The sequence below is a fragment of the Flavihumibacter fluminis genome, from assembly GCF_021491375.1.
Taxonomy (GTDB): Bacteria; Bacteroidota; Bacteroidia; order Chitinophagales; family Chitinophagaceae; genus Flavihumibacter; species Flavihumibacter fluminis.
Genome location: NZ_JAKEVY010000001.1, coordinates 1,317,935 through 1,340,992 on the forward strand (window position 1 = coordinate 1,317,935; position 23,058 = coordinate 1,340,992).

A 23,058-nucleotide genomic window follows, 5' to 3' on the forward strand; every position below is an offset into this window, starting at 1 on the left:
TGGCATTTTTAATAGTTAAATCCTCGAGCTTAGCAGCACCTGTTTCCCCTCTATACTCACTTCAAAGAGACCGGAGGAAACCAGCAACTTCACTACCATTTTAAGATTCAGGCCCGTAGATATAAATCCGGAAAATTGTTGTTCGGGTAGCTGGCCGGTTACAGTAAAATCAACCTGGTATTTTTCTTTCAGCACTGCCAGTAACTGATTGATATCCTGGTCCTCAAAAACCAGGTAACGGGCATCCTGATCCTGGGTTATTTCTTTCAGCAGCGATGCTGATTCAATCAATTTGGATTCAAACCGCAGGTAGCCATCTTCGGTAGTATTTACAAAACTAACTTTTGACAACTGTTGCAGTTTGGGCTCTACATAAAGCGCCGCCAGCATTGCAGAAACCGGCTCCTCGCCTACCCGAAGATCCGCCTGCGTACAGCGATGCACCAGTGAAGCAGGTTTCAGGTAAAAATAGAGGGAAGCAGTAAACAGCAATCCAAAACAGGTAATGGCAAAATGTCTTACCCAATTAATGGCAGGTTTGCGATAGGATGTCTTTTCAGCCTGTTGTACCTTATTCAATAATATCTCCAGCTGTTGTTCCCGCCTGGCTTCCAGGTTCATGATACCTGGATTTGCAGCCCCATCCAATTCACTTCGCTCCATAGTTTCCATCAGTTGAAGCAGGGATGCTTCATCCAGTTCTCCACTTAAAAAGCGGTCAATGACAGATTGGAAAGGTTGTTTATCCGGCATAGGTATGTGCTTAGAAAATATGCAGGAAAATAATCAGCAGGGTATAACCCAATGAATATCGTAGTTCTCTTAGTGCTTTGGTTAAATGATTTTCAACTGTTTTAGGTGATATCTGAAGCAGCGCCGCAATTTCCTTATGACTCAATTGTTCTTCCCTGCTCAGTTTATATACTTGTTTACATTTCGTAGACAACTGATTCACGATGGAATTTATGTGGTGCAGCAATTCCTTTTCTTCCATCTGTTCCTGGCTGCTGACCTGCTGGTATTGGTTGGCCAATGCGGCAAAAGCATCTGCATGTACTTTACCAGCTTTGATTTTCCGGATCACTTCATAGCGCACAGAAGCAGACAGATAAGCAGATAAGGAAGCAGTGATCGCCAATGAATGCCGGTTGTTCCAGATACGCACAAAGATTTCCTGGATAATATCTTCACAGGCAGGCTCATCCTTCAAAAGGGCATACGCTTTGCGAAATAAATTCTCCCAATACCGGCGATACAAGATGGCCAGTGCTTCCTCATTGTTATTCCGCATCCGGATCAGCAGTTCTTCATCCCGAATAGTTGCCTCCTCCATGAGTTCTAGTTTAAGCGTTATTTGGATCCTGTTTGAGTATTGAGTTCTTTTCTTACTTCACTTACTTCTTCCGGACTGATCGCACTGGCTGAATTACCAAACTGTGAACGTATATAAGTAAGCACCTGTGCAATGTCATCATCTTTCAAAAACCGGTGTTGCGGCATATTGGAATTATAAGGTTTGCCATTTACCTCGATGGGGCCATCCATCCCCATCAATACCAGGCGTATCAGGCGATTCTTATCACCAGTCACCCAATCGGTATTTCCTAAAGGAGGAAAGCGGTTTCCATCACCCTGGCCATTTTTCTGGTGACAACCACTGCAATACCGGTTGTATATTTTTTCACTATTGGTAACCAATCCGGCTTCGAGATCATCTTTCTTTATATCGGGAGTACGAATATGCGCCTGCAGTTTTCTCGCTTCCATCGAAGCCAGCTGTTTTTTGCCAAACTTCTTCTTGCCGGTATACATTACCCGCCAGATTTTTCCGTGTTCGGTATCACTGAAATACATGGAACCATCCGGCCCCATACTGATGCCCATAGGACGATAACGTGCATTGTTTACATTTACAATTGGATCCACTTCTGCGAAGCCATCGGCAAACACTTCCCACTCGCCTGTAGGCTGATTGTTTTTAAAAGGAACAAAAACAATAATATAACCCGCCTGCGGGTAAGGGGCCCTGTTAGTAGAACCATGAAAGGCTATGAAAGCACCATTTTTATAGTGCGCAGGAAACTGATCACCGGTGTAAAAGAACAAATCATTGGGAGCCCAGTGCCCGGGAAATCCTATAAGCGGATCTACATATTTACCGGAACTGTCAGCAATTTTTCCATCGCCACCATATTCCGGTGCGAGTATGCGCTTTCCAACCAGTTGATCATAGTAGTAGTAGGGCCATCCTGCATCATCGCCTTCCTTTAGCTTGAGAAATTCTTCTGAAGGAAGCATCGCACTCTGCCAGGGAGTGTAGAGGTCAGGATACAACCGATAGAGATCATCTCTTCCATGATGCACCACATAGAGTGCATCGTCTGCATGATTCCAGTCCATTCCAACTATGCTGCGCAATCCGGTAGCATATCGTACGCCATCTTCCTGGCGCTGGTTGAGTTTATTGGCATCGAATTTCCAGACACCACCATGGTCATCGAGCCAGGGACAGGGATTAATACCCGGGGAGCCCGGCACCCGGTTTTTTTCCTGGCAATTGTTATTGGGTGCACCAAATGCAACATAGATATTTCCTTTCTTATCAAAGGCAATAGGTTTGGCGATATGCTCATGGCGACCATGTGCATGATCATCTATTACCACTGTTTCAATTGGACCGGTTGGTACCAGTTTACCAGGCTCCAGTTTCTGGCGAAACACATATAATTCGGAACTAAAATAAATATAGCCATTATGAACTTTCATGGCAGTTCCATAACTGCCTTTATCCTCGTAATTACCGAATTTAACCACCTGGTCGGCTTTGCCATCGCCATTGGTATCACGGATGGCTGCATTACCACCAATACTGTCGGGGAACCGAAGTTTCACATAGATATCACCGTTAGTATTAACAGTAATATGGCGGGCTCGTTCCCGCAAACTGTCCACCACCACTACCGCCTCGAATCCATCGGGCAGAAAAAGTCCGCCGTTTTCAGGATCGGCCTTGGGCAAAGTGGTTGGACTGATACCCGATGTACATATCAGCAATACTACTAATCCGAGCAATTTGATCCGCCTCATGGTTGGGAGCAATTTAATTTTGGTACAGGCGTGCCATAGGTATGTTACAGAAAGCCTTGTTTTGTAATCAGGTAATTCGATAAATCTCCTGAAGAATACGAATGGCAACAATCCTCCCTAGGAGTCAGAAATGGGGCTGATCCCCTACTATATTTTCAGGATTTTATATTCCCCTGATTCACCAAGTCTTTCACATAAGCAGAAAACATAAACTATCCCTATTCTCTTATTTCTTTTTCCAAATGCTCTCTAGTGGCGTATACCGAACAGCAGGTGCATTCAGGTTGGTATACAAGCTGGACGGGAAAAACAGCGCGGTCATAACAGTGAGGCCATCATCCGCAAGCAATTCAACTGAACTATGATCCATTACTACTGTCCACTTTATTGAATCTCCGGCTGCTATGCGAGGTGCGTAGAGCCGTTTTGCAAAATCCGGATGAAAAGATGCCTCTCCTGCCTTGGTACGGTCTATGTAATAACGATTGCTCTCCTTGTCAAAACCCAATCTGAGTTCTTCCCCGGCTTCATTGGAAAAAATCCATTCTACCTGTTGCAGCGGAATGGCAGCCAATTCAAATCGGGCAGGTAATTGAAGGGCTGCTGGATCTGTAGTAGTTGATCCCGCCAATTGATTCAACTCGTTTAACAAAGTTGATTGCAGGTAATACTCATTTCCAACTTTCTGGAGTGCCAGTTCCCGCACCAGCGTAGTTGCACTTCTCCAGTTTTGAGTAGGCACCTGGTTGGCATAAGCCCAGTTACTCATCCAGCCAATCAATAATGTACGATTACCGGTATTGGACCAGGTTACACCGGCATAATTATCCGGACCAAAATCCATCCAACGGGTATCTGTATGCGAAGCAGTGAAATCCCTGCCATCAAAATCTCCGACAAAATATTGGGTACCGGAACCCCCATTAGGTGCACCCGGATTCATGTTTACGATTAATACCCATTTTTCTTTTCCATCTGCAAGAAATGAAACCAGGTCCGGACATTCCCACACGCCACCATGCGCACCTTTATCCGCACCAAAGGATGATTCATAGCTCCAGCTTTTAAGATCCGGTGAGGAATAAAATTCGATATGATCTTTCACGGCCAGGGTCATGATCCATTTGTTGACACCCGCCATCCAAAACACTTTGGGGTCCCGGAAATCAGTACCCTCCGGTTTTCGCAGTACCGGATTGCCTTCGTATTTGGTCCAGGTTTTACCTTCATCATTGCTATAGGCCAGACTTTGGTATTGAAAATCCTTACCCCGGGTTTTTTCTCCATCCGAAGAATGGTGGGTAAAGATGGCGACCAGTGGCCCTTTTCCATCTTTGCCTAATCCTGAAGTATTCTGCTGATCATACACCGCACTGCCGGAGAAAATCCAACCCAGACTATCCGGGAAAAGTTTAATGGACTGTTCCTCCCAATGCACCAGGTCAGTACTGGTAGCATGCCCCCAATGCATAGGTCCCCATACCGTACTATCCGGATAATGCTGAAAGAAGAGATGATATACCCCATTGATATACACCATTCCATTGGGATCATTCATCCAACCTGATTTGGGCGTGAAATGGAGTTGAGGGCGATAGGGCTCCTCATAAACGGAAGACACCAAACCAGCTTCCGGCGCAGCAGCTTCTCCGCAGGAACTGAGTTTACCAAGGCAAAACAGGAGGACAGATGAAACAAAAAAAGTCCGGAATCTCATGGCAGTAATATTAATCCTAATATACCCATTTATTAAACTGCGGTTACATTTTATTCTCCATCGGCAAATAGTAAGTATACCAATTGTATTACTTAAAAATTTACCGATATGAGACTACTTTGTAAAAAACCAATCTCCCTGATAGCCATCGCATTCGCAGGAACTTTCCTTTTCAGCAGTTGTCAGAAAGAAGAATGGGCTCCGCTCGATGAAGTGTTAAACGGTTCCGGAGAAAGAGGCAATAATTCCTCCACAGGTAATGGGTCCTCTGCTATTCTTTTAGTGATTGATGAGGAAAGCATCGACAACGGCAACCCACCCAATAATTTCTCCGAAAGAGATGTAAACGACCAGATCGCAACAGTCGGACAAAGAAGCACCCTGCGTTATTTCCAAAGCAATGTGGGCAAATCCATCAATCTCTACACCGGAGAAGTTGGAGATGAAGGCTGGCATGCACTGAAAACTATTCCCAATAGCTGGAAAGCAGCCGGACCCACCAGCAACGGATCACAAAATTTCCTTAAGGCCGGACCAGGACTCGGTGGCGGCAATGATGACCGCGAGGTATTGTTGGACAAAATCCCGAATGTTACTCCCCTGCGAGCAACTGGCTTAAAAATGTTAATCGGACAAACCGTATTAGCGGTTGTGTATGACAGTGATATCAGTATTAATTACGGTCCGCTCAATGGAAACCTGCAAGGTGCCAACCTGGGCATGGTAGCACTCAAAGTAGAACAGGTAACCAAGCGCACCGATGGATCCAGTGGTTCCTTACCTGTTGTAAAAGTAAAAATCCTGAGTGTCGAATCCGTGAAAGGGTTACCCCTGAAATTATTCAGCAACGCGCCAGTTCCCCGTTCCTCCTCTGAACCCTTTGATATAAATCCGCCAGCAACAGCAGCTGCTGTACAGCTGACTACTGCTCCATAGTTGTTTTTCAGTTTAGGTTCTGACCGACCAACCGTATCCCACAAAAAAGGCTGCCCTTAATTCGGCAGCCTTTTTGTTATAAGCGTACATTCATTTCCGTTAGTACTTCCTTGATTGCGCTGAGCAAGGCTTCAATATCCTTGGGGAATATATAACCGATATTGCCAATCCGGAAAGCATCCATCAGACTTAGCTTACCCGGATAAATAACCAGTCCCCGGTCACTCAATGCCTGGTAAAACTTCATGAAATCAAAGTTCGGGTCCTGCGGGTACAGGAAGGAACTGATAATATGTCCCTGTATATCGTGCTCCAGGTAATATTTGAAACCCATCGCCTGCATGCCGGCATCCAGCATGGCTTTGTTTTTCTTGTACCTGGCTTCGCGTGCAACAATTCCACCTTCTATATCCAGTTCCCGGATTGCCTGGCGGAAAGCCAGCAAACTATGGGTGGGAGGCGTAAACCGAAACTGTCCATTTTTCTCCAACCCATTCCATTGATCATACAGATCCAGACTCAGACTCCTGGCCTGGCCCTGCGCTTTCAGCAGTTCTGATTTTTTACACAGTACAAAAGAGAATCCCGGCACCCCTTCAATGCATTTATTAGAAGAAGAAACCAGGAAATCAATCTGCATGGCTTTGATATCCATCTGCACACCACCAAAACTGCTCATGGCATCCACAATAAACACCTTACCGGCCTGCTTACAGATCGCACCAATTTCAGTAATCGGATTAAATAGCCCGGTGGTGGTTTCACTGTGAATACAGGCAACATGCGTAACACCTGGATGCTGCGACAATACCTCCTGCACCGCATTCGGAGTTACAATCTCATTTTCGGGAAAGGTTTTTACGATATGCGTAATACCATGCACTTTGGCCATTTTCACAATGCGTTCACCATAAGCGCCATTTACCAAAACCAGTAATTGATCATTTTTACCAACTACGGAGCTGATCACCGACTCTACACCAAATGTTCCGGATCCCTGCATCAATACGGTTTCATATCCTTCCTGCTGCGATACACCGCCCAGGCGCAATAATTCTGACCGGATTTCTTTTACCACTGCAATGAATGCATCATCTCTTGATCCCAGATCATGCAACATGGCTTCTTTCACAGTTGGAGAAGTTGATAGCGGTCCGGGTGTAAATAATAATTTATCAGCCATTTTTATTCAGTTTAATAAATTGAAAAGTCCTGTAATTTTTTTGCAACCGGCGACTTCATGCCCAGTTTGCGATTGAAGAAAAAGGAGAGCAGCAATAAGAGCGCGATACAAAAGAGCGTAGTGAAATAACTGAAGTTCAGCAACACCTTACTCCATTGCAGATCGCGCATGAAGAATTGTTTGTATAAGAGTAATCCCACACTTCCCAGGTAACCGATGGAATCACAGATATAAATGAAAAATCCGGCATTGGCTTTCAGTTTGAATAAGGCGATGATCCGTTCAAACACTGCCACCTGTATGGGGATATAAGCCAGAAAAAGTCCCATCCCCAACAAGAGCATCCACCAATAAGGTTCAATCAGTTTGTACTGAAACAAGAGGGAGGAGAGTCCGCTTAGCAGGATCCCAAATCCCATTAACTGTAAGGTAAACCAGAAACCTTTGATATTACTCCGGAAGAAGGACAGTGAACCTACCACCAAAATAACCACCGCACCGGTTACCAATTCAGTCTGACTGAACACCGTGATATCCCTGCTGGGCTGAATTTCCTCCCAGATCTCCACGGAAAAATTATCGCGAAAATCACGCAGGGTTGCCAGCAAGGAATACAATAATACCATCGAACCAATGCCCCAACCCAATTCGCGCACTACTTTTCTTTTGTCCTCCTGTGTCATGGGGAGGCGCTCTACCCGCAACAATTTGTCGGTATCAGAGGGTGGCGGAATGCGCGATAACATCCATACGAAAAACAGAAACAGAGGTAAGAACAAGGCGCCAATAAATGCCGGCATCCAGAATTCAGAAATCCCCGGAAAAACTTTGGCAATAAACAGGTAAATCGTTTTCAGGATACCGGAGGATACAATCAGGCTAATGCTCAATCCCATGCCCAGCGTTTCGGTAAACCGCCTTCCTTCCAGGTAACTGAATACGATACCCCATACCATGCCCAGGGGCAATCCATTAAAAAATAAAGAGATGAAATTATAAGGAGGTGGTACCAGTCCGAATATTACCAGGCTGATCTCTGCAATCAGGATCAGGCTAACGATCAGGACTATCCGCTTCGAAGCAGTAAGCTCTGAAATCACTTTTATCCCGATAAACTTACTCAGCATATAACCCAATACCTGCGCAATGATCAGCACCGCTTTATAATTCATGCCCATCCATTCCAGTCCGGCATAAGTGCCTGCATTAAAGGGTTTGCGAAAGGCATACACACAGAAATACGCACCAAAAGCCGCCACCATCGACCAGGTTATGAATAAGAGTTTGGAACTTTCCAATTTACGTGTGAGTGCCTGCATCTAGAATATTACCAGGGTAAGGAATAGGTTTTCACGTAACTGAAACATTTCATTGCTTCAATCACGCCTTCTTTAATACCAAGACCGGAATCTTTAACACCACCAAAGGGAGATGACTCAATACGATAACCAGGCACCTCATTGATATTCACCGTACCCATGCGCAATTCCTTCACCAGGCGGATCGCGTGTTGCATATTATTGGTAACTACACCTGAAGACAAACCAAAGGCTGTTGAATTACTGATTTCAATCGCTTCTTCAATGGTTTTGAATTTGATCACAGGAGCCAGCGGACCAAAAGATTCCTGCACTACCATGCGAGCAGTTGGAGGCACATCCGCGATGACGGTTGGCTCCAGCAAGGCACCGGACCGTTTGCCACCAAAAACAATTTTAGCACCCATTGCAACTGCTTCCTTCGCAACGGTTTCCAGGTAAATGGCGGAAGCTTCATCAATAACAGTACCTACAATCGTATTTTCATCAGCAGGATCACCGGATACATATTCTGCAGCCTTTTTCACCAGCGCTTCTACAAACTGATCATAGATAGATTCCTGCACCAGGATGCGCTTCACTGCCGTACAACGTTGTCCGCTGTTTTTGAAAGAACCTTCAGCCGCCAGTGTCACTGCCAGCTTCATATCTGCATCTTCCAGCACGATCAATGGATCATTGCCACCCAATTCAAGAATTACTTTTTTATAGCCGGCTGTGGAAGCAATGTGTTTACCTACTGCCACACTTCCTGTAAAGGATACCAGCTCAATTCTCGGATCCTGCGTCAGGGGTTCTGCGATCTCCTTAGTGGGACCTAACAGCACACTCAACATATGTGGAGGCAATCCTGCTTCGTACAACAACTCCACCAGCTTGATAGCAGTGAGTGGTGTTTTTTCTGATGGTTTTAAAATCACCGGTGTACCTACTGCAATAGCCGGAATAATTTTGTGCACCACCTGGTTCAATGGATGATTAAAGGGAGTGATACAAAGTGCCACGGTCAGGGGCTCCCGCAAGGTAAAGATCTTTCGCGCTTTGCCATTGGGAGATATATCACAGCTGAAAATCTGTCCGTCGTCTTTGAGTGCTTCCATCGCCGCAAAGAGCAATACATCGTGCGCGCGACCTGTCTCATACCTTGCATCCCGGATGCACAAACCAGCTTCAGCACTAATCAATTGTGCAAACTCTTCCTTTCGCTCCATCAGCAATATGCGGGTGCGATCTATAATGGAATAGCGATCAAAACGACTCAGTTTTTTTCCTCCGGCAAGGGCCTTTTCAATAGCTCTTTCGCCATCCTTTTTACCTGCCAGCGCCACTCTTCCAACCACCCGGTTATCGTAAGGAGATTTTACTTCGTGAAAGGTATCTGACAGAATTTTTTCTCCTGCCACATACCCATACCAGTCTTTCAACTGGGTTGTATTAGCACTCATATTGAGTATTTGATAAGATTAAACAATGGTACCGTTGATGGTAAAATCAAATATGTCAAAGTTGCGGGGATCGCCGCCGGCCTTGATCCGATAGGCTGGCTTCAATGGATGAGAAAGCACCATGGGTACCATTTCCTCATATCGACCACCATGGGAACGCAAGGTTCCATCGAGGGCTGCCAGATCATGATAAGAAGCCCGGCGACCGAGAACCACATCACGCGCAGACAATACCACCAAATCACCAATCCGGTCTTCGGGTTGCTCCAGCACATGCACTGCCATGGTCCGATCATACACTTCGGTTATGCCTTGCTGTTGCATCAGCCAGTTTTTCACTTCTTCTACTTTCTCTGTTGCATCCAGGTGCACCACCACATAGGAACCCAATGCTCCGTGGTGTTTCACATAAGGATCGGTAATCGGACAAATCACTCTGAATCCCAGGTCGCCAAATTGCTGCTCCAGCATCTCTTCTACAAATAATACCTGCGGACTTCCATCTGCTTTTACCTTGGCATTCATACCATGATCCGCGGTTGCACCTACCACTGCACCCAGCTCCATGAGTTCACCAATGAGTTTATCCTGCGCTTCATAGAAGGCCAGTGATTCCGGCGCTTCCGGTGCATAGGTATGCTGCATGTAATCGGTAAGAGAGAGATACAGAAAATCTGCTAATCCCGCCTTGATAAAGGCCACACCTGCTTTCAGCACAAACAAGCTCGCATCTGCACTGTAAATGGCAGGCGTAGCTGTTCCTACGATCGCTTCCACATTTTCAATTCCATGGGTTTCCAGTTGTGCAAGATTGGCTTTCTCTGCAGAGATCGCTATGCCCTTCATCTTATAAGAAAGTATATCCCGCAGTTTTTCTTTGGCTGTAACCACCGCTACTTTTCTGCCCGCATCTGCCGCGGCCGCCAGTATGGTGCCACTTCTCAAATAGGAAGCGGAATTCATCATCACTTCCTGCTTCAGCTGGGTATCATAGAGATAGTTCCCACAGATTCCATGCACTTTGGGACTCACCCCCGTTACAATGGAAGAATTATTCACGTTGGTGAAAGAGGGCAATGCGCCTCTTACCATGCCCCGGTATCCGGACACGCTCATTTTCTGGATATTCGGCAGCCTGCCATGTGCCATGGTGATATCCAGGTATTCATCAGCAGATCCATCCATACAAATCACCACTATAGGTTTGGCAGGTGGATCGTAGTGCCGTCCATTTACCTCAAAGGACTTGGTATTCATGTTGGGTTGTTTAGTGATATAAAACTTTTTGTTTAGTATAAATATACAGCAAATAAACAAAAAGCTCCGGAATACACAAGTTTTTTCTGTTAGCTAATTATTAAGGAAGGATTAGCGGCTTATGAAGAAATAAATCACCAGCATCAGGGTATCGCTGGTACCGGGGTTGGAAAGCCGATGCCCCAGGCGCCCATCAAAGAAGATAGAATCACCCTCTGCCAGCAGGTAGTCTTTGCCATCAATTTCATATTTCAGACTGCCCCGAATGATGTATTTATATTCAAAGGCTTCCGTATGAACCAGGCGTTTCCGGGAGGCCCCTTTTTTCAATTCCAGCAATACAATATCGGTGCTTCCCCCGGCAATGGTTCTGGTTAGTATGCGTTTGTATTCAAATCCTTTGTCAGCTTCTTTTTGAATCGTCCGGTAGTCGGATTTTTTCACAATCAATACCGGCGCCTCACCTGAGACGGATCGCAACTCTTCAAAAAAATCAGGTAGATTAATCTGGAGTGATAAGATCACTTTCATCAGAACAGGCAGGGAAGGGATCGCCCGGTTGTTCTCAATCTGGGAGATTAATCCCTTGCTTACCTCCGCGCGATCCGCCAGGGCCTGTACCGTAATTCCTTTTGCCTTACGAACTTCCTTGATCTTGTTGCCAATCTGAATGAGCAGGTCTTCTTGCATCGTTCAAATTACAACTCTGAAAGGAAACTTACCAGGTCACGGATTTCTTTTTTGGAAAGAACATCACCCATTGCCGGCATACTGGATGTGGCATCAATCCGCTTTTCGATTTGTGCCTTCTCATAGTTGACCGGCGCCGCATCTCCTGATTTCACCAGCAGGCTGGTTGCTTTCTCCTCCTGTAAAATGCCAGATATCGTTTCTCCTCCTTTCAATTTCAGGGTGACCATGCCATAACCTGGCGACAATCGGGCACTCGGGTTCACCAGGGCTTCCAGTATCTGTACCCTCGTAATTCGTTTGGAGATATCATTCAACCTCGGACCTGCATTCCCGCCATAATCATCAATTGCATGACATCTTATACACTGTGCCGCCTGGTTGCTATAAAAGATTCTTCTGCCACGTTCCGCCCGTCCGCCATACATGGCTGCTGAATAGGCTGCCAGCGCATTGCCCTGATCCAGTTTCGCAGTGATACCTTTTAACCGATCCTTTAAGGCCGCGGATCCTGTACTGTCAATGGCTTCCTCTAATTCAATCCGTATATCCGGTGATAAACTTCCTGCTTCCAGTTTGCTGAGCTGTTGCTCAAATACCGGCTGTGATTGGGCCACCGGTACTTTCCCCAATGTCAGTAATGCTGCCTGCTTTTCTTCTGTGGATCTGGTATTGATCACATCCGACAAGAGGCTTGCCATCAGATTAGCTGGCAAGGTTGCTTTACCCAAGAGATCAATACCCGCCACCCGTACTTCTTTTTCTTTATCAGACAGCGCCTGCTTAATAGCATCGCCCATGTTTTCATATTTCAGATCAGCCAATGATAAGAGGGCAGCCCTCCGCACTTTGGAATCGGTATCTTTTTTGAGCACGGAACCCAACACCTGGGTAGCCGGACGAATCTGCAACTTGCTCACCGCCTGTGTGGCTGCTAATCGCACAGCCGCATCCCGGTTAGTCATCAACGTTATCAATGGCTGCCCGGCCTGCTGCTGAACAGGAGCCGGATCACGTTTCACTTCTCCTCTTAACCGGCCATCTACCCTGTCCAACACCGAGGGCTTCACCCAGGTACTCAGGGCCGTGATGGCTTCCACCCGCATTGGTGCAGGCTGTGCCTCCATGGCTGCATAAGCCAACAGGTTTTGCATCGCTTTCTCTGTTCCAACTCTCAGGTTGGCATTGATTGCTCTGCGGATCAGCGCTTCATTTTTGAACCTGGTTGTCACCAACAAATCTCCCAATGCCGGCAAAGCTTCGGGAATTGACAAATCATCATTGATCGCACGGGCAGTTTCTGTTACTATAAATTCATTGTTGTCTTTTAAGAAGACCGCGATACCCGGGTTCGCCATCCGGCGCAAGGCTACTACTGCTGCAATGCGCAAGGCAGTGGAACTATCATTCGCCAAGGCCAAAACAGGCTTTGCATCTCCGATTCTTGCCAGGGCCAGACTACCTGCATGTCTTAGATAAGCATCTTCGTCATTGTTTGCACGCAGCATGTCAATGATTGGCTGCACGGCAGGTGCATGTGCTATTCTCCCCAATGCTTCGGCTGCAAAGAAACGTACTCTTGCCTGCTCATCTTTCAACAGGGGAAGCAATGCAGCTCCTGCTGCTTTGTATTTGATATCTCCCAGCCATTTTGCTGTCTGGCTGCGGATTTCGGGATCTGTATCTTTTAAATAAGGCAGTAATACCTGCGCATGACTATCTTTTTTCCTGGCCAACTGACAGATGCCCCAAATTGCGTGTATACGTGCCAGTTGGTTTCCGGTTTGCTTCAGTGCTGCTTCAAAAATTTTCATCGAGCCCTCGCCTCTTTTCGCCAGCTCAAACTGTGCCTTCATGCGTACCCGCATATCTTCATGACTCAGCAATTCACTCAGTTTTTGCTCACCCTCTTTACTGAAATCTGCCGCCAGCAAGGCTTTTACCTGCTTTCTTATTTCTGTTGCCGCCAGCTTCTCATCATCCAGTTTCCAGATCCGGCCAAACAAGCCGGTACCCCAACCATCAATCCAGTCGGCGATATACAAAGCACCATCCGGACCAAAATCAAGTCCCGTTGGCAAAACCCCTCCCACTACTTTTTTAGTGCTGCCCAATTCAAAGCTCGCACCTTTTGGTTTCAGCGTAAATCCATGTACCCCCGAACCAGCCGCACTGCCCACAAACTCCGCAACAAAAAAATGATTTTTATACTCCGGACTCAGAGCCGTACCAGGATTGTACACAAAACCAGCCGGACCGCTAACATAATTCGTAATACAAGGTGTGATATAGGCAGCCTGTCCCTCCCAACGCGGCAGGTACATTTTCTCCTCCATCCAAACTTTATAGGTGTTGTTATCCGGATCATTGTATTTACCATACTGCCAGTTGGATCGCCAGCCTGCATCTGAACCATTCACGATATACACCAGGCGCTCACGCTCACCGGCATGATCGCCATCATTGTCTTCACTGATCAGATTCCCATACTGATCAAAAGCAAATTCATGTGTATTACGCAATCCGTGTGCGAAGATTTCAAAATCAGATCCATCCGGATTGGAGCGTGCTATCACGCCACTGTTTGGATGCTCATATTTGGTACCATCAGGTCCCTTTCCATTAAATCCAATATCCCCAATCTGCCAGTAGATCTTGCCATCGGGGCCCATTTCCACTCCCGACATACCATGCCCGCTGAATCCAATATGAATCCCATAGCCGGTTGAAATGGAAGTCTTTTCATCCGGAATACCATCGCCATTTTTATCTTTCATTCTCCACAAATCGGGAGCTACGGCCACATACAGATCATTGCCATCTGCCAGCACACCACCTGCCACATCGGTTACCTCATCATGAAAATCATTCACCACCATCCTGGAAACATCCGCCACTCCATCACCATCTGCATCCTCCAGGCGATAGACCACTTCTGTCTCTACAGTAAGATCTCGCCAGTCGCGGGAACTATCTCCATTTACATCTGTCAGCCAGCCATTCCGCGCACTATTCTCCGGAGCCAGTTCCGTATGCAGGAATTTTCGTCTATCCTCCACCGTTTGTAAGGAGATGGAAGCGATTTCCCAATCGCGATGCGCGCGAATATCAAATTCCGAATTTACCTGCCGGTTGGTTTTATTGTAATACACTCTACCCAGGTCATCCACATCAATTGCTACAGGTGAAATCACCAGTGAATCTATACCCCAGAGCTTCATAGTCAGGGTACTGCCACTGTCCACCGGCGGATTGATCAGTTTAGCTACAGAATCAGCAAATCGGTTGGTATAGGAAGGTTCAAACTCTTTTACCGGAAGCTGATCCGTTTTTTCCTTACAGGCATACACAAAAAAGAGCAAACCGGCGGCAAGGCAACCATATTTCATAGACAGCGCATTGTTGGATGTTAGGAATAGATGTAAAAATTACGCTTTTTACTGTCAGCAGCAAAGCCAGTTAAGAAATGGATAAAAATCGCTAAAAGATTGGCTATTTTCATCCTTATGAAGCAGTTCCTACTCTCAATCGTATTAGTAATTGTAGTCACTATTTGTTTTGCCCAGGGCGATCAGCGCACAAATTGGTACAACCCATTGAATGCGGGCGTCCCGGTTATTGAAGGCAGGTTGTGGCAATCGGGGCTCGATCAGCCATATGACAGATTACCCGCCCATGCCATTCCGGTGGTGAGAAAAGAAGTGATGAACCTGGCCAGGAATTCAGCTGGCACCTATATCCGGTTTACTACCAGTTCCAACAACATCACAGTACGATACCAGGTAGCAGGCGGCTTACAGCTTCCGCACATGCCGGCTACCGGAGTTAGTGGTGTAGACCTCTATGCATTGGACCAGAAAGGCAACTGGCATTGGATACGCGGAAAGTATTCCTTTGGTGATACCATTCGATATAATTTCAGTCCGGTTGATTCCTCCATTCAACTAAAAGAATTCAGACTTTATTTACCTCTATACAATACGGTTAGATGGATGGAACTGGGAGTGCCTGAAAGAAATTCACTGCAATGGATAACCGCAACCAATGAAGCGCCGATTGTATTATATGGAACTTCCATTTTGCAGGGTGCCTGCGCCAGCAGAGCCGGACTTGCATGGACCAATATTTTGGGAAGAAAACTAAAGGAACCCCTTGTGAACCTTGGATTTTCCGGCAATGGCAGAATGGAGAAAGAATTGATTGATCTGATTGCAGAAAAACCTGCGAAACTGGTAGTGTTGGATTGTATGCCGAATCTCAGCAACCTGGCTACCTATCCAAAAGAAGAACTATTGAAACGTTACCGGTATGCGGTGGAAAAACTCCGGGCGGGCAACCCCAAACTGCCCATACTGTTAGTAGAACATTGCTGCGGATTGCCTGGCACCAACCTGGATAGCGAACAACGAGCTGCCTACCAGCAGGCCAGTGAAACCATCGCATCCATCTATCAGCAATTACAAAAGGAGGGGCACCAACAACTTTATCTGCTAACCGCTCCAACCATCAATTTTGATCAGGAAAGCACAGTTGATGGCACCCACCCCAATGATATCGGTATGATGAAATATGCGGAGGCCTATGAGCAACTCATTGGCCGGATTTTTTCGTCGCTGAACTAGGATTTTTCTCCGGGTATCCATCCTTCGACTTTTCATATGTCCCCTTCTCCTCATTCTGGCTCTCCTTATAGGGAGGCTTTTTTGAAGTAGAGCGGGGTTTGGTAGCTCTTGCTACTTTTTTCTTTTTGTCCAATGTGGAGGAGTTGGTAGACTTTTCCATAATTGAATGTTTTATCAGGAAAGTAAGATGCGACATTCTTCCGCGCAATGCCTGCACAGCGTAGCACATTCCCTGCAATGATCATGATCGTGTTGCTCACATTCCATCGCGCAGGACTCACATATTTCCGCGCATAAGGGTAACAGTGAAAATACAAACGGACTTTGCATCGAAAGCAAATCAGCCATCGCTTTAGTAATACTGGAACATTCCATATTCAGCTGAATGCAATTCCGCATATGATGCAGGTGTTCTTCCTTCAAACAACTGGCTGCGCAGTAGCTGGAAGCTGCATAGGCCCTTAAGCAGGCATCCACACAGGCTTTGTATTTTACGTGAAGATTATCCATGTTATTTGTTTTTAAATTAAGAAACCGTTAATGTCATTGGCGCAAGCATCGACTGAAGCAACTCCTTCAACTTCTGTGTATTGGAATGAATGGACAGAACTACCAGATTCGCTGCTGAATAATAGTATTTCATTAGTCGCTCTGGTTTCTGTCCGGTAAACAACCATTTCCAGCTACAACGCGAATTTTCCATATGCAGATCCAGCTCAGCCAGTCCTTTACAGAAGGACGAATCAGGCAAATCCATTGTACCACCCATGAAATACAATTGCCCCTTTCCTGTTGGTGGAAGGCACTTTAGAATTTCAGGCAATAACTGGATGGTAGCTTCGGGTTTTGAAAAATCATCCTGGATCATCAGAATGAAATCATTGGCTGGTATGCCCAGTGCCTGTCTGGCCAGGATACGATCCATCGGCACAAAATTGATACTTCGATAATCACGGCGTTCGCCGGAAATGAATTGAATATCACCTAGAGTAAAAGAACCTGGCAAGGCAAGTCGGGCTTCATTGGATAAGATAGCGCTGTTTCTCATACCCTATATCCCAAAAGATTGTGCCAGTAAATGTTAAAGGGAAAGTAGGCCAGCTCAGGAGAAACGGGGCATTTTAACCTCAGTTTAATGTGGCATTTTCTACCCTAAGAGCCTGAGTTCCATAGCCAGTTTGAGTAACTGCTGGGTAGTTTTTACATTCAGCTTCTGCATCAGATTTTTGCGATGTGTTTCCACCGTAAACGGACTCAAAAACAGTTTATCTGCAATCTGCGGACCGGTTAGTCCCTCATACAACAGTGTCAGTATCTCTTTTTCCCTCCTCGTAAGAATGGGCTTGGCACTGATCGCGTGCTGTACCGAGTTAAACTGTTCCAAAATTTTCTGGTTGGCGGCCTTACTGAGGTAAATGGCGCCGTTCATTACTTCATCAATAGCTTTTACCAGCTCCTCTCTTTCCATATTTTTCAGCAGGTACCCATTTCCTCCATTGGCCAGGAAGCTGCTGATAATCCCCGCCTCATTGGTGGAGGTTAACCCAATAATGCGGGTTGTTTTATTGAACCCACGAATCGCACTGCACAATTGCATGCCATCCGTATCAGGCAGGTTGATATCCAGCAAAACCACATCGGGTTCCTGCTCACGAATCTGCTCCAGTGCAGCAGCACCGGTTTTGCAAATCCCGATCACCGACAAATAACCGGAGCTTCCTATCATCGTCGAAACGCCTTCCCCAACCAATGGATGATCATCCACAATCAGTATTCGTATCATGCGACTGCTTCTTTTTCATTCAATAAAAACTCCATCAGGATAGTGGTTCCAATACCTTTTTCAGAATCAATGGACAATTGTCCGTTCAGATAATTCACCCGGCTCTTCACAGATGACAAGCCTGCATGCACGCCCCCATCCGATGGCTCCAGATCAAACCCGGCCCCATTATCTTCCACGGTGACGGTCAACCGATCTCCCAGTTTATTAAACTGTATAATGGCTTCGGTTGCGCGTGCATGTTTGATGATATTGTTCAGCAATTCCTGGATGATCCGGTACAACATCACTTCTGTTGATGCATTCAGTCGTTGCTCCATACCATAATCAAGCATAGTCACCTGTAATTGCCGCGATGCCGATATACTATTGCAAAACTCCTGCACCGCCTGCAACAAACCCAGTTTGATCAGCACATCGGGCATCATGTTGTGCGCGATCCGCCGCACTTCCTGTGCCGCAGTATCTACCAGTTCATAACTTTTGGAAAACAGTTGATTTTCCCTGAGCATTTCGTTCTCATGCTGCAAGGCACTGAAATGCATTTTCACCGTGGAGAACAAGCCTCCCAATCCATCGTGCAGATCTTTGGCAATGCGCGACCGCTCCATTTCTTGGCCATTTACCATGGACTGCAGGGATACCACCTGCTGCTGTCTTTCCAGCATATTGATTTGCTCGAATTGCAGCGCCCGATCCTTTTCCGCAATGATTCTTTTCTGCCGGTTGACGAAATACAACAAGCCAAGAATAAACACCAGTGCCGCACCTACCAACCCTCCTATCCACAATTGTTTGTTCCGCTTCGCCAGTGAAAACTGCTTAGACAAATTATCCAACTGCAGGAATGCAATCTCGGTTTCCTTTTTCTGGTGTTGGTATTTTGATTCCAGGAAATTGATCTCCCTGGTTTTCTCCTGGTCATAAATCAACCCACTGATCTGACGCGCCTCCCGTTCAAATTGATACGCTTTTGCATAGTCGCCTTTTTTCGCATAAGCTTCTGCCAGTAAGCTGGCTGATTTCCGCATGATGTTTTTCAGATTAGACGCAGCCGCAGAGTCATACGAAACATGCAACTGACGAATGGCAGCGGGTATATCCTCCTGTAAATAAGCAATTCGTCCCGCCCGGTAATAGCCATCTGCCAGTTCATTTTTCAACTTTAATTCCTTCGCCAGGTTAATCGCATCCTGTGCATATCCCAAAGCAGCCGGGTATAGTTTCTCCACATCCGCATAATAATCGGCACTGAGTTTGGCATGCATCATTGAATAATCTTTTTGCTGAAATGCACTCCAGTCGTAATTCTTAACCCCCGCTCCCATCTGATCCAGCATCTGTTTGGCACGCGCCAGGCTATCCGCCGCGAGATAATTCAGGTGATACTCATAATAGTATTCCATCTTCAGCCGGTTGCTGATGGAATCAAAATAGATCCTGGTCTTATTGAGGTAATCAATCGCTTTAACAGGAATCTGCAATTGCCGGTAATCACTCGCGATATTCAGGTAAATGAGCGCCCGGTTATTATAATTGACCGGAACAATTTTCTCCACTATTTCCATGGCCCTCAACCTGTTTTCCAGTGAGCTGCTGAAATCACCATTGATATTATAAATGCCTCCCAGGTTGTTAAAAGCCATCATCTGGAATCGGTTCTTCAAACTATCATTTGAAAGTTTTTCTGCACCGGCAATCACTCCATTAAAGCGTTCTATACTTTCCGCCCAGTTGGATTTACTGCGTTGATAATTGCCAAGCAGCAACTGCCCCTGTAATACGCCCGCGGCATACTTGACTTTTTCCGCCAGCTGTATGGCAGCGTTGAGTCGTTCAAGCCCTACACTATCCTGCTGATTCTTCAGTTCATAATTGGCTAATGTTTGCATGGCATCCACCCGGGCAGTGTCTGAGTTGGCCGACTGAATTACTGCCTTTAAACTGTCTTCGTTTAGCTTTTGTGCCATTGCAGTGCCACCTCCTAACATCAAAAGAAGTACCCCTGCCACCAGTAACCGGGATCTGATTCCAGCCATATTGTTTTCTTAATTGTGCGATAAGTTATAACTGTTCTGCGGATTCCTTTCTACCTCCATTCAGGTATTTTTTTTGGCCAAAATCCACCCGGTTCCGGTATTGAATCGGGCTGACCGAAATACAAACTTTACAGCAGAAAATTTATTGTATGTCGCTTAGAATTAGCTTATTGATAGCCGTTATGGCAAGCTGTTTCGCCTCCCTGGCGCAGGAAGAACCCGCCAATAAAAGGGTTTCCCCCAAGGAGTTTGCCATCCCCGCCTCCCCCATTTTTGATATCATGGGTGTTACCCCCTCCCAGGTGAACCGCACAGCTGATATCAAAGACTTCAAGGTGGATTGGTCTTTTAAATCATGGCGACTCAATCCCAATCTTGCCCTGCAATCGCAGCCGATCTGGGAACTCTTCTACCACCGGAAAGACCTTACCAAGTACCAGGCGGCCTCCAACTTTATGCGCAAGCTGGCTTCCCTGGATCTTTCCATCGGATCGATTCAGGATGAAAATGAAGACCGCCGGATTGGCTTTGCCCTGAAAGCCAACCTCTTCCGGCAGCATGATCCCCTGATGGCAAAAGATCTCTATGCGGATATCAGTGACCGTTATAAGCAGGAAAAAGAAGACCTGCAGGCCACGCTCAAACAACTCGAGCAGCAACTCGATAGCACCACCAACATCCTGGAAAAACCGGGACTACGGGAGCAGATCCGTTCCACAGAAGAACAATTATTATCCATCAACTCCAGGCGCAACAATGAGATCACCGAACGTGCTAAAATCTTCACTGCCGAACACTGGAATGCCAGCTCCCTGGATATCGCCTTTGGTCGGGTCTATTCTTACCAGACCGATCCTGAAGGATCGCTGAAATCACTCCGACTCAATCGCAACACTGCATATGCCGGCTGGATCAATGGCAGTTTAGGACTTGGAAAAAAGTTCCTCTTATCCGGCCTGTTCAGAACAAGCTGGTACGAAGAAGAACTGGAGTTCCAGTTGCGCAATACTCAAACCGGTGAAGAACAGACTACCCTTGCCGTGGCAGAAAACATGCTCTTTACCATGGGCGCGAATATCAGATACGGAGGCCCTTACTTCAATTTCTTCGCCGAATTCCTCTATGAACAAAAAGGATTGAAGACACCCCTTGAAGCGTTGGAAAAAGCATTTGGTGCACCCGCCGGATTTGAAGTAGTTGGCAATACCGTGAAATGGGATGTGGTACAACCGAATACCATCAGCTTTGGTGGCGACTGGCGATTCAACCGAAGTGTAGTGCTCAACTATGGCATGCGCTGCATCTTTGACAAGAGCTGGACTTTCACGCGCTTTATTCCTGTAGTATCCATCGCCTGTATGATGCGATAAGTTATAGCCCCTCAACCATTACCATAAACATAAATTAACCTGTATGAAGAAGACGAATGTTCTCATCGCTAGCAGCCTGCTGTTCAGCAATGCGCTGCTGGCTCAATTCTCTGCAATCAAAATGCCAATGGCACCTGGTGTGCGCAAAGCAACTGCTACTGTCAACCTCAATGGCCTGAGCACCACCCAGGCAAAAGTGTCGGTTGTATATGGCACCGATTCCATGGCAGTGGTGAATGCATTTAATATGCAACGTCGAGATCCATCCAAATATTTTGAATCACCAGCAACGCTCACTGCTGGAGCCAATGGCACAGCTAATGCTACTGTGATATTTCCCCACAAGGACAAAGCTGCCGGCAGAAGAGAACGGGTCTTTAATCCGGGCACCAAACTTTTTTATGCCTGGGCAAGAACCAACACGCCTGCAGGAGCAAGCAGTGAATTGACCCTGAATAGTCCGGTTAGAAGTTTCACTATGCCGCGCCCACTCACGATTGCTTACCTGGGTGATTCCTATGCATCGGGAGAAGGAGCCAAAGGGCAGGCCTGGCTGAATGAAGCCTGCCATCGCTCCGCTAATAGTGGAGGTGAACTGGCCATACGCAAATTAAAGAGAGAAAGAACCGATATCGAAATTGATTACATCAATACTACCTGCAGTGGAGCAAGATTGATAGATTTTTATGCCGTTGCACAACCCATAGAGCCTGGTAAACCTGGAACAAAACAAGGACTCCAGGTAGATCTGGTGGATGCCTGGCTAAATAGAAACGGATACGACGCATTGGATATTCTCCTGGCAGATGGAGGAGGAAATGATGTTGGCTTTGCGAATGTTGTAACAGCGGGACTGCTTTCTTTCTTTCAGAATGTGAGAGATGATCAAACCCTGATGACCACCGCACGCAACGCCCTGAACAAACTGCCTGATAATTTCAGTTTGTTCAAATTATACCTGGAATCAAAAATGGAAGTAGGTCGTGTCATCTGGTTTAACTATCCCAACCCAATGACTGGTAACCCTATAGGTAACGGCAGACACGATGCCAATCTTTGCAAGCAGGATCATATCAGAGCAGGTAATCCGCTTGATTGCTGGGGAGTGTTGGAAAACCAGATGGACAATACAGACTGGCAATTTGTGCACGATAATATTTTCCTCGTTTTAAATCAGAAAGTTAGAGAAGCTGCTACTACACACGGGTGGGATTTGGTAGATGTTTCCAGTCGCGCTTTACGAAATGGCATCTGTAATTGTGAAGGTTATTTCAATACAGTTGGGCAATCATTAGCATCACAAGGAGATCAAAACGGTACCATGCATCCGAATGCAACTGGTTTTAGAGAAATCTACCGCGATCCTTTATACACCCAATTAAATACCTCTATTGACCGTGTACAAAAAGATTATATCGCGGATGCCAAAGCAAGAGCCATAGAAGCCGCCAAGCAAAAAGCAAGGGCACAGATGGCATTTAAAGCCCGAATGAATCAACTGACACAGATGGTATCGGAACAAAATCAATTCAGCAGTCAGATTAAAAAACTTCAACTGCTGAAACCCCAGCCTGCGCTTACCCCCAAATCCCTCAAGCAATAAACCTGTC

The 23,058-nt window shown here is 46.2% G+C and carries 19 protein-coding genes; 4 read left to right on the top strand and 15 right to left on the bottom strand.

Annotated features, from left to right (window positions below):
- Window positions 1–15 precede the first annotated feature (15 nt).
- The 4 genes from L0U88_RS05870 to L0U88_RS05885 form a co-directional block, all read right to left on the bottom strand.
- Window positions 16–753: a DUF4974 domain-containing protein gene (locus tag L0U88_RS05870; RefSeq protein WP_234864674.1), complete on the bottom strand. Its 738-nt coding sequence runs from the start codon at window positions 751–753 to the stop codon at window positions 16–18.
- A gap of 10 nt (window positions 754–763) precedes the next feature.
- Window positions 764–1,333: an RNA polymerase sigma factor gene (locus L0U88_RS05875; RefSeq protein ID WP_234864675.1), complete on the bottom strand. Its 570-nt coding sequence runs from the start codon at window positions 1,331–1,333 to the stop codon at window positions 764–766.
- Between the two features lie 17 nt (window positions 1,334–1,350).
- Window positions 1,351–3,087, bottom strand: a complete 1,737-nt coding sequence (locus L0U88_RS05880) for a PQQ-dependent sugar dehydrogenase (RefSeq protein ID WP_234864676.1) — start codon at window positions 3,085–3,087, stop codon at window positions 1,351–1,353.
- Between the two features lie 226 nt (window positions 3,088–3,313).
- Complete coding sequence (locus L0U88_RS05885) at window positions 3,314–4,804, bottom strand: glycoside hydrolase family 32 protein (RefSeq protein ID WP_234864677.1); 1,491 nt, start codon at window positions 4,802–4,804, stop codon at window positions 3,314–3,316.
- Window positions 4,805–4,912: 108 nt separating this feature from the next.
- Here L0U88_RS05885 and L0U88_RS05890 point away from each other — a divergent pair, with 108 nt between their 5' ends.
- Window positions 4,913–5,740, top strand: a complete 828-nt coding sequence (locus tag L0U88_RS05890; protein ID WP_234864678.1) for a hypothetical protein — start codon at window positions 4,913–4,915, stop codon at window positions 5,738–5,740.
- A 76-nt stretch (window positions 5,741–5,816) separates the two neighbouring features.
- On the opposite strand, the gene L0U88_RS05895 is transcribed toward L0U88_RS05890, so the two are convergent.
- From L0U88_RS05895 to L0U88_RS05920, 6 genes are all read right to left on the bottom strand, one after another.
- On the bottom strand, window positions 5,817–6,923 hold the full coding sequence (locus L0U88_RS05895) for a 2-aminoethylphosphonate--pyruvate transaminase (RefSeq protein WP_234864679.1): 1,107 nt from the start codon (window positions 6,921–6,923) through the stop codon (window positions 5,817–5,819).
- 11 nt (window positions 6,924–6,934) lie between these two features.
- Complete coding sequence (locus tag L0U88_RS05900) at window positions 6,935–8,242, bottom strand: DUF5690 family protein (protein WP_234864680.1); 1,308 nt, start codon at window positions 8,240–8,242, stop codon at window positions 6,935–6,937.
- Between the two features lie 8 nt (window positions 8,243–8,250).
- On the bottom strand, window positions 8,251–9,687 hold the full coding sequence (gene phnY, locus L0U88_RS05905) for a phosphonoacetaldehyde dehydrogenase (RefSeq protein ID WP_234864681.1): 1,437 nt from the start codon (window positions 9,685–9,687) through the stop codon (window positions 8,251–8,253).
- Window positions 9,688–9,705: 18 nt separating this feature from the next.
- The gene (gene phnA, locus L0U88_RS05910; protein ID WP_234864682.1) at window positions 9,706–10,944 is read right to left on the bottom strand and encodes a phosphonoacetate hydrolase; all 1,239 of its coding nucleotides are present in this window, start codon (window positions 10,942–10,944) and stop codon (window positions 9,706–9,708) included.
- A gap of 111 nt (window positions 10,945–11,055) precedes the next feature.
- Window positions 11,056–11,634, bottom strand: a complete 579-nt coding sequence (locus L0U88_RS05915) for a helix-turn-helix domain-containing protein (protein ID WP_234864683.1) — start codon at window positions 11,632–11,634, stop codon at window positions 11,056–11,058.
- Window positions 11,635–11,642: 8 nt separating this feature from the next.
- Window positions 11,643–15,023: a HEAT repeat domain-containing protein gene (locus L0U88_RS05920; protein WP_234864684.1), complete on the bottom strand. Its 3,381-nt coding sequence runs from the start codon at window positions 15,021–15,023 to the stop codon at window positions 11,643–11,645.
- Between the two features lie 117 nt (window positions 15,024–15,140).
- Here L0U88_RS05920 and L0U88_RS05925 point away from each other — a divergent pair, with 117 nt between their 5' ends.
- On the top strand, window positions 15,141–16,256 hold the full coding sequence (locus L0U88_RS05925; RefSeq protein WP_234864685.1) for an SGNH/GDSL hydrolase family protein: 1,116 nt from the start codon (window positions 15,141–15,143) through the stop codon (window positions 16,254–16,256).
- Here the strand turns inward: L0U88_RS05925 and L0U88_RS05930 are convergent.
- The 5 genes from L0U88_RS05930 to L0U88_RS05950 form a co-directional block, all read right to left on the bottom strand.
- The gene (locus L0U88_RS05930; protein WP_234864686.1) at window positions 16,225–16,416 is read right to left on the bottom strand and encodes a hypothetical protein; all 192 of its coding nucleotides are present in this window, start codon (window positions 16,414–16,416) and stop codon (window positions 16,225–16,227) included. The genes L0U88_RS05925 and L0U88_RS05930 overlap by 32 nt on opposite strands.
- Window positions 16,417–16,430: 14 nt before the next feature.
- Window positions 16,431–16,766 carry a four-helix bundle copper-binding protein gene (locus tag L0U88_RS05935; protein ID WP_234864687.1) on the bottom strand — a complete coding sequence of 112 codons (336 nt, stop codon included), beginning with the start codon at window positions 16,764–16,766 and terminating at the stop codon, window positions 16,431–16,433.
- A 16-nt stretch (window positions 16,767–16,782) separates the two neighbouring features.
- Window positions 16,783–17,304, bottom strand: a complete 522-nt coding sequence (locus tag L0U88_RS05940) for a hypothetical protein (RefSeq protein ID WP_234864688.1) — start codon at window positions 17,302–17,304, stop codon at window positions 16,783–16,785.
- Between the two features lie 99 nt (window positions 17,305–17,403).
- Window positions 17,404–18,039, bottom strand: coding sequence for a response regulator (locus tag L0U88_RS05945; protein ID WP_234864689.1), 636 nt, complete (start codon window positions 18,037–18,039; stop codon window positions 17,404–17,406).
- Entirely contained in the window at window positions 18,036–20,078 is a 2,043-nt protein-coding gene (locus L0U88_RS05950) for an ATP-binding protein (protein ID WP_234864690.1), read from the bottom strand. Before L0U88_RS05950 ends, L0U88_RS05945 begins: the two co-directional genes overlap by 4 nt.
- A gap of 149 nt (window positions 20,079–20,227) precedes the next feature.
- Here L0U88_RS05950 and L0U88_RS05955 point away from each other — a divergent pair, with 149 nt between their 5' ends.
- Together L0U88_RS05955 and L0U88_RS05960 are read left to right on the top strand one after the other, a co-directional pair.
- Entirely contained in the window at window positions 20,228–21,448 is a 1,221-nt protein-coding gene (locus tag L0U88_RS05955) for a hypothetical protein (protein ID WP_234864691.1), read from the top strand.
- A 43-nt stretch (window positions 21,449–21,491) separates the two neighbouring features.
- Window positions 21,492–23,051 (top strand): SGNH/GDSL hydrolase family protein, encoded by a 1,560-nt coding sequence (locus L0U88_RS05960; protein ID WP_234864692.1) that lies wholly within the window; start codon window positions 21,492–21,494, stop codon window positions 23,049–23,051.
- Window positions 23,052–23,058: the final 7 nt, after the last annotated feature.

Coding starts and splice junctions, on each gene's coding strand:
- L0U88_RS05870 (WP_234864674.1), bottom strand. CDS start 753: ATGCCGGATAAACAACCTTTCCAATCTGTCATTGACCGCTTTTTAAGT.
- L0U88_RS05875 (WP_234864675.1), bottom strand. CDS start 1,333: ATGGAGGAGGCAACTATTCGGGATGAAGAACTGCTGATCCGGATGCGG.
- L0U88_RS05880 (WP_234864676.1), bottom strand. CDS start 3,087: ATGAGGCGGATCAAATTGCTCGGATTAGTAGTATTGCTGATATGTACA.
- L0U88_RS05885 (WP_234864677.1), bottom strand. CDS start 4,804: ATGAGATTCCGGACTTTTTTTGTTTCATCTGTCCTCCTGTTTTGCCTT.
- L0U88_RS05890 (WP_234864678.1), top strand. CDS start 4,913: ATGAGACTACTTTGTAAAAAACCAATCTCCCTGATAGCCATCGCATTC.
- L0U88_RS05895 (WP_234864679.1), bottom strand. CDS start 6,923: ATGGCTGATAAATTATTATTTACACCCGGACCGCTATCAACTTCTCCA.
- L0U88_RS05900 (WP_234864680.1), bottom strand. CDS start 8,242: ATGCAGGCACTCACACGTAAATTGGAAAGTTCCAAACTCTTATTCATA.
- phnY (WP_234864681.1), bottom strand. CDS start 9,687: ATGAGTGCTAATACAACCCAGTTGAAAGACTGGTATGGGTATGTGGCA.
- phnA (WP_234864682.1), bottom strand. CDS start 10,944: ATGAATACCAAGTCCTTTGAGGTAAATGGACGGCACTACGATCCACCT.
- L0U88_RS05915 (WP_234864683.1), bottom strand. CDS start 11,634: ATGCAAGAAGACCTGCTCATTCAGATTGGCAACAAGATCAAGGAAGTT.
- L0U88_RS05920 (WP_234864684.1), bottom strand. CDS start 15,023: ATGAAATATGGTTGCCTTGCCGCCGGTTTGCTCTTTTTTGTGTATGCC.
- L0U88_RS05925 (WP_234864685.1), top strand. CDS start 15,141: ATGAAGCAGTTCCTACTCTCAATCGTATTAGTAATTGTAGTCACTATT.
- L0U88_RS05930 (WP_234864686.1), bottom strand. CDS start 16,416: ATGGAAAAGTCTACCAACTCCTCCACATTGGACAAAAAGAAAAAAGTA.
- L0U88_RS05935 (WP_234864687.1), bottom strand. CDS start 16,766: ATGGATAATCTTCACGTAAAATACAAAGCCTGTGTGGATGCCTGCTTA.
- L0U88_RS05940 (WP_234864688.1), bottom strand. CDS start 17,304: ATGAGAAACAGCGCTATCTTATCCAATGAAGCCCGACTTGCCTTGCCA.
- L0U88_RS05945 (WP_234864689.1), bottom strand. CDS start 18,039: ATGATACGAATACTGATTGTGGATGATCATCCATTGGTTGGGGAAGGC.
- L0U88_RS05950 (WP_234864690.1), bottom strand. CDS start 20,078: ATGGCTGGAATCAGATCCCGGTTACTGGTGGCAGGGGTACTTCTTTTG.
- L0U88_RS05955 (WP_234864691.1), top strand. CDS start 20,228: ATGTCGCTTAGAATTAGCTTATTGATAGCCGTTATGGCAAGCTGTTTC.
- L0U88_RS05960 (WP_234864692.1), top strand. CDS start 21,492: ATGAAGAAGACGAATGTTCTCATCGCTAGCAGCCTGCTGTTCAGCAAT.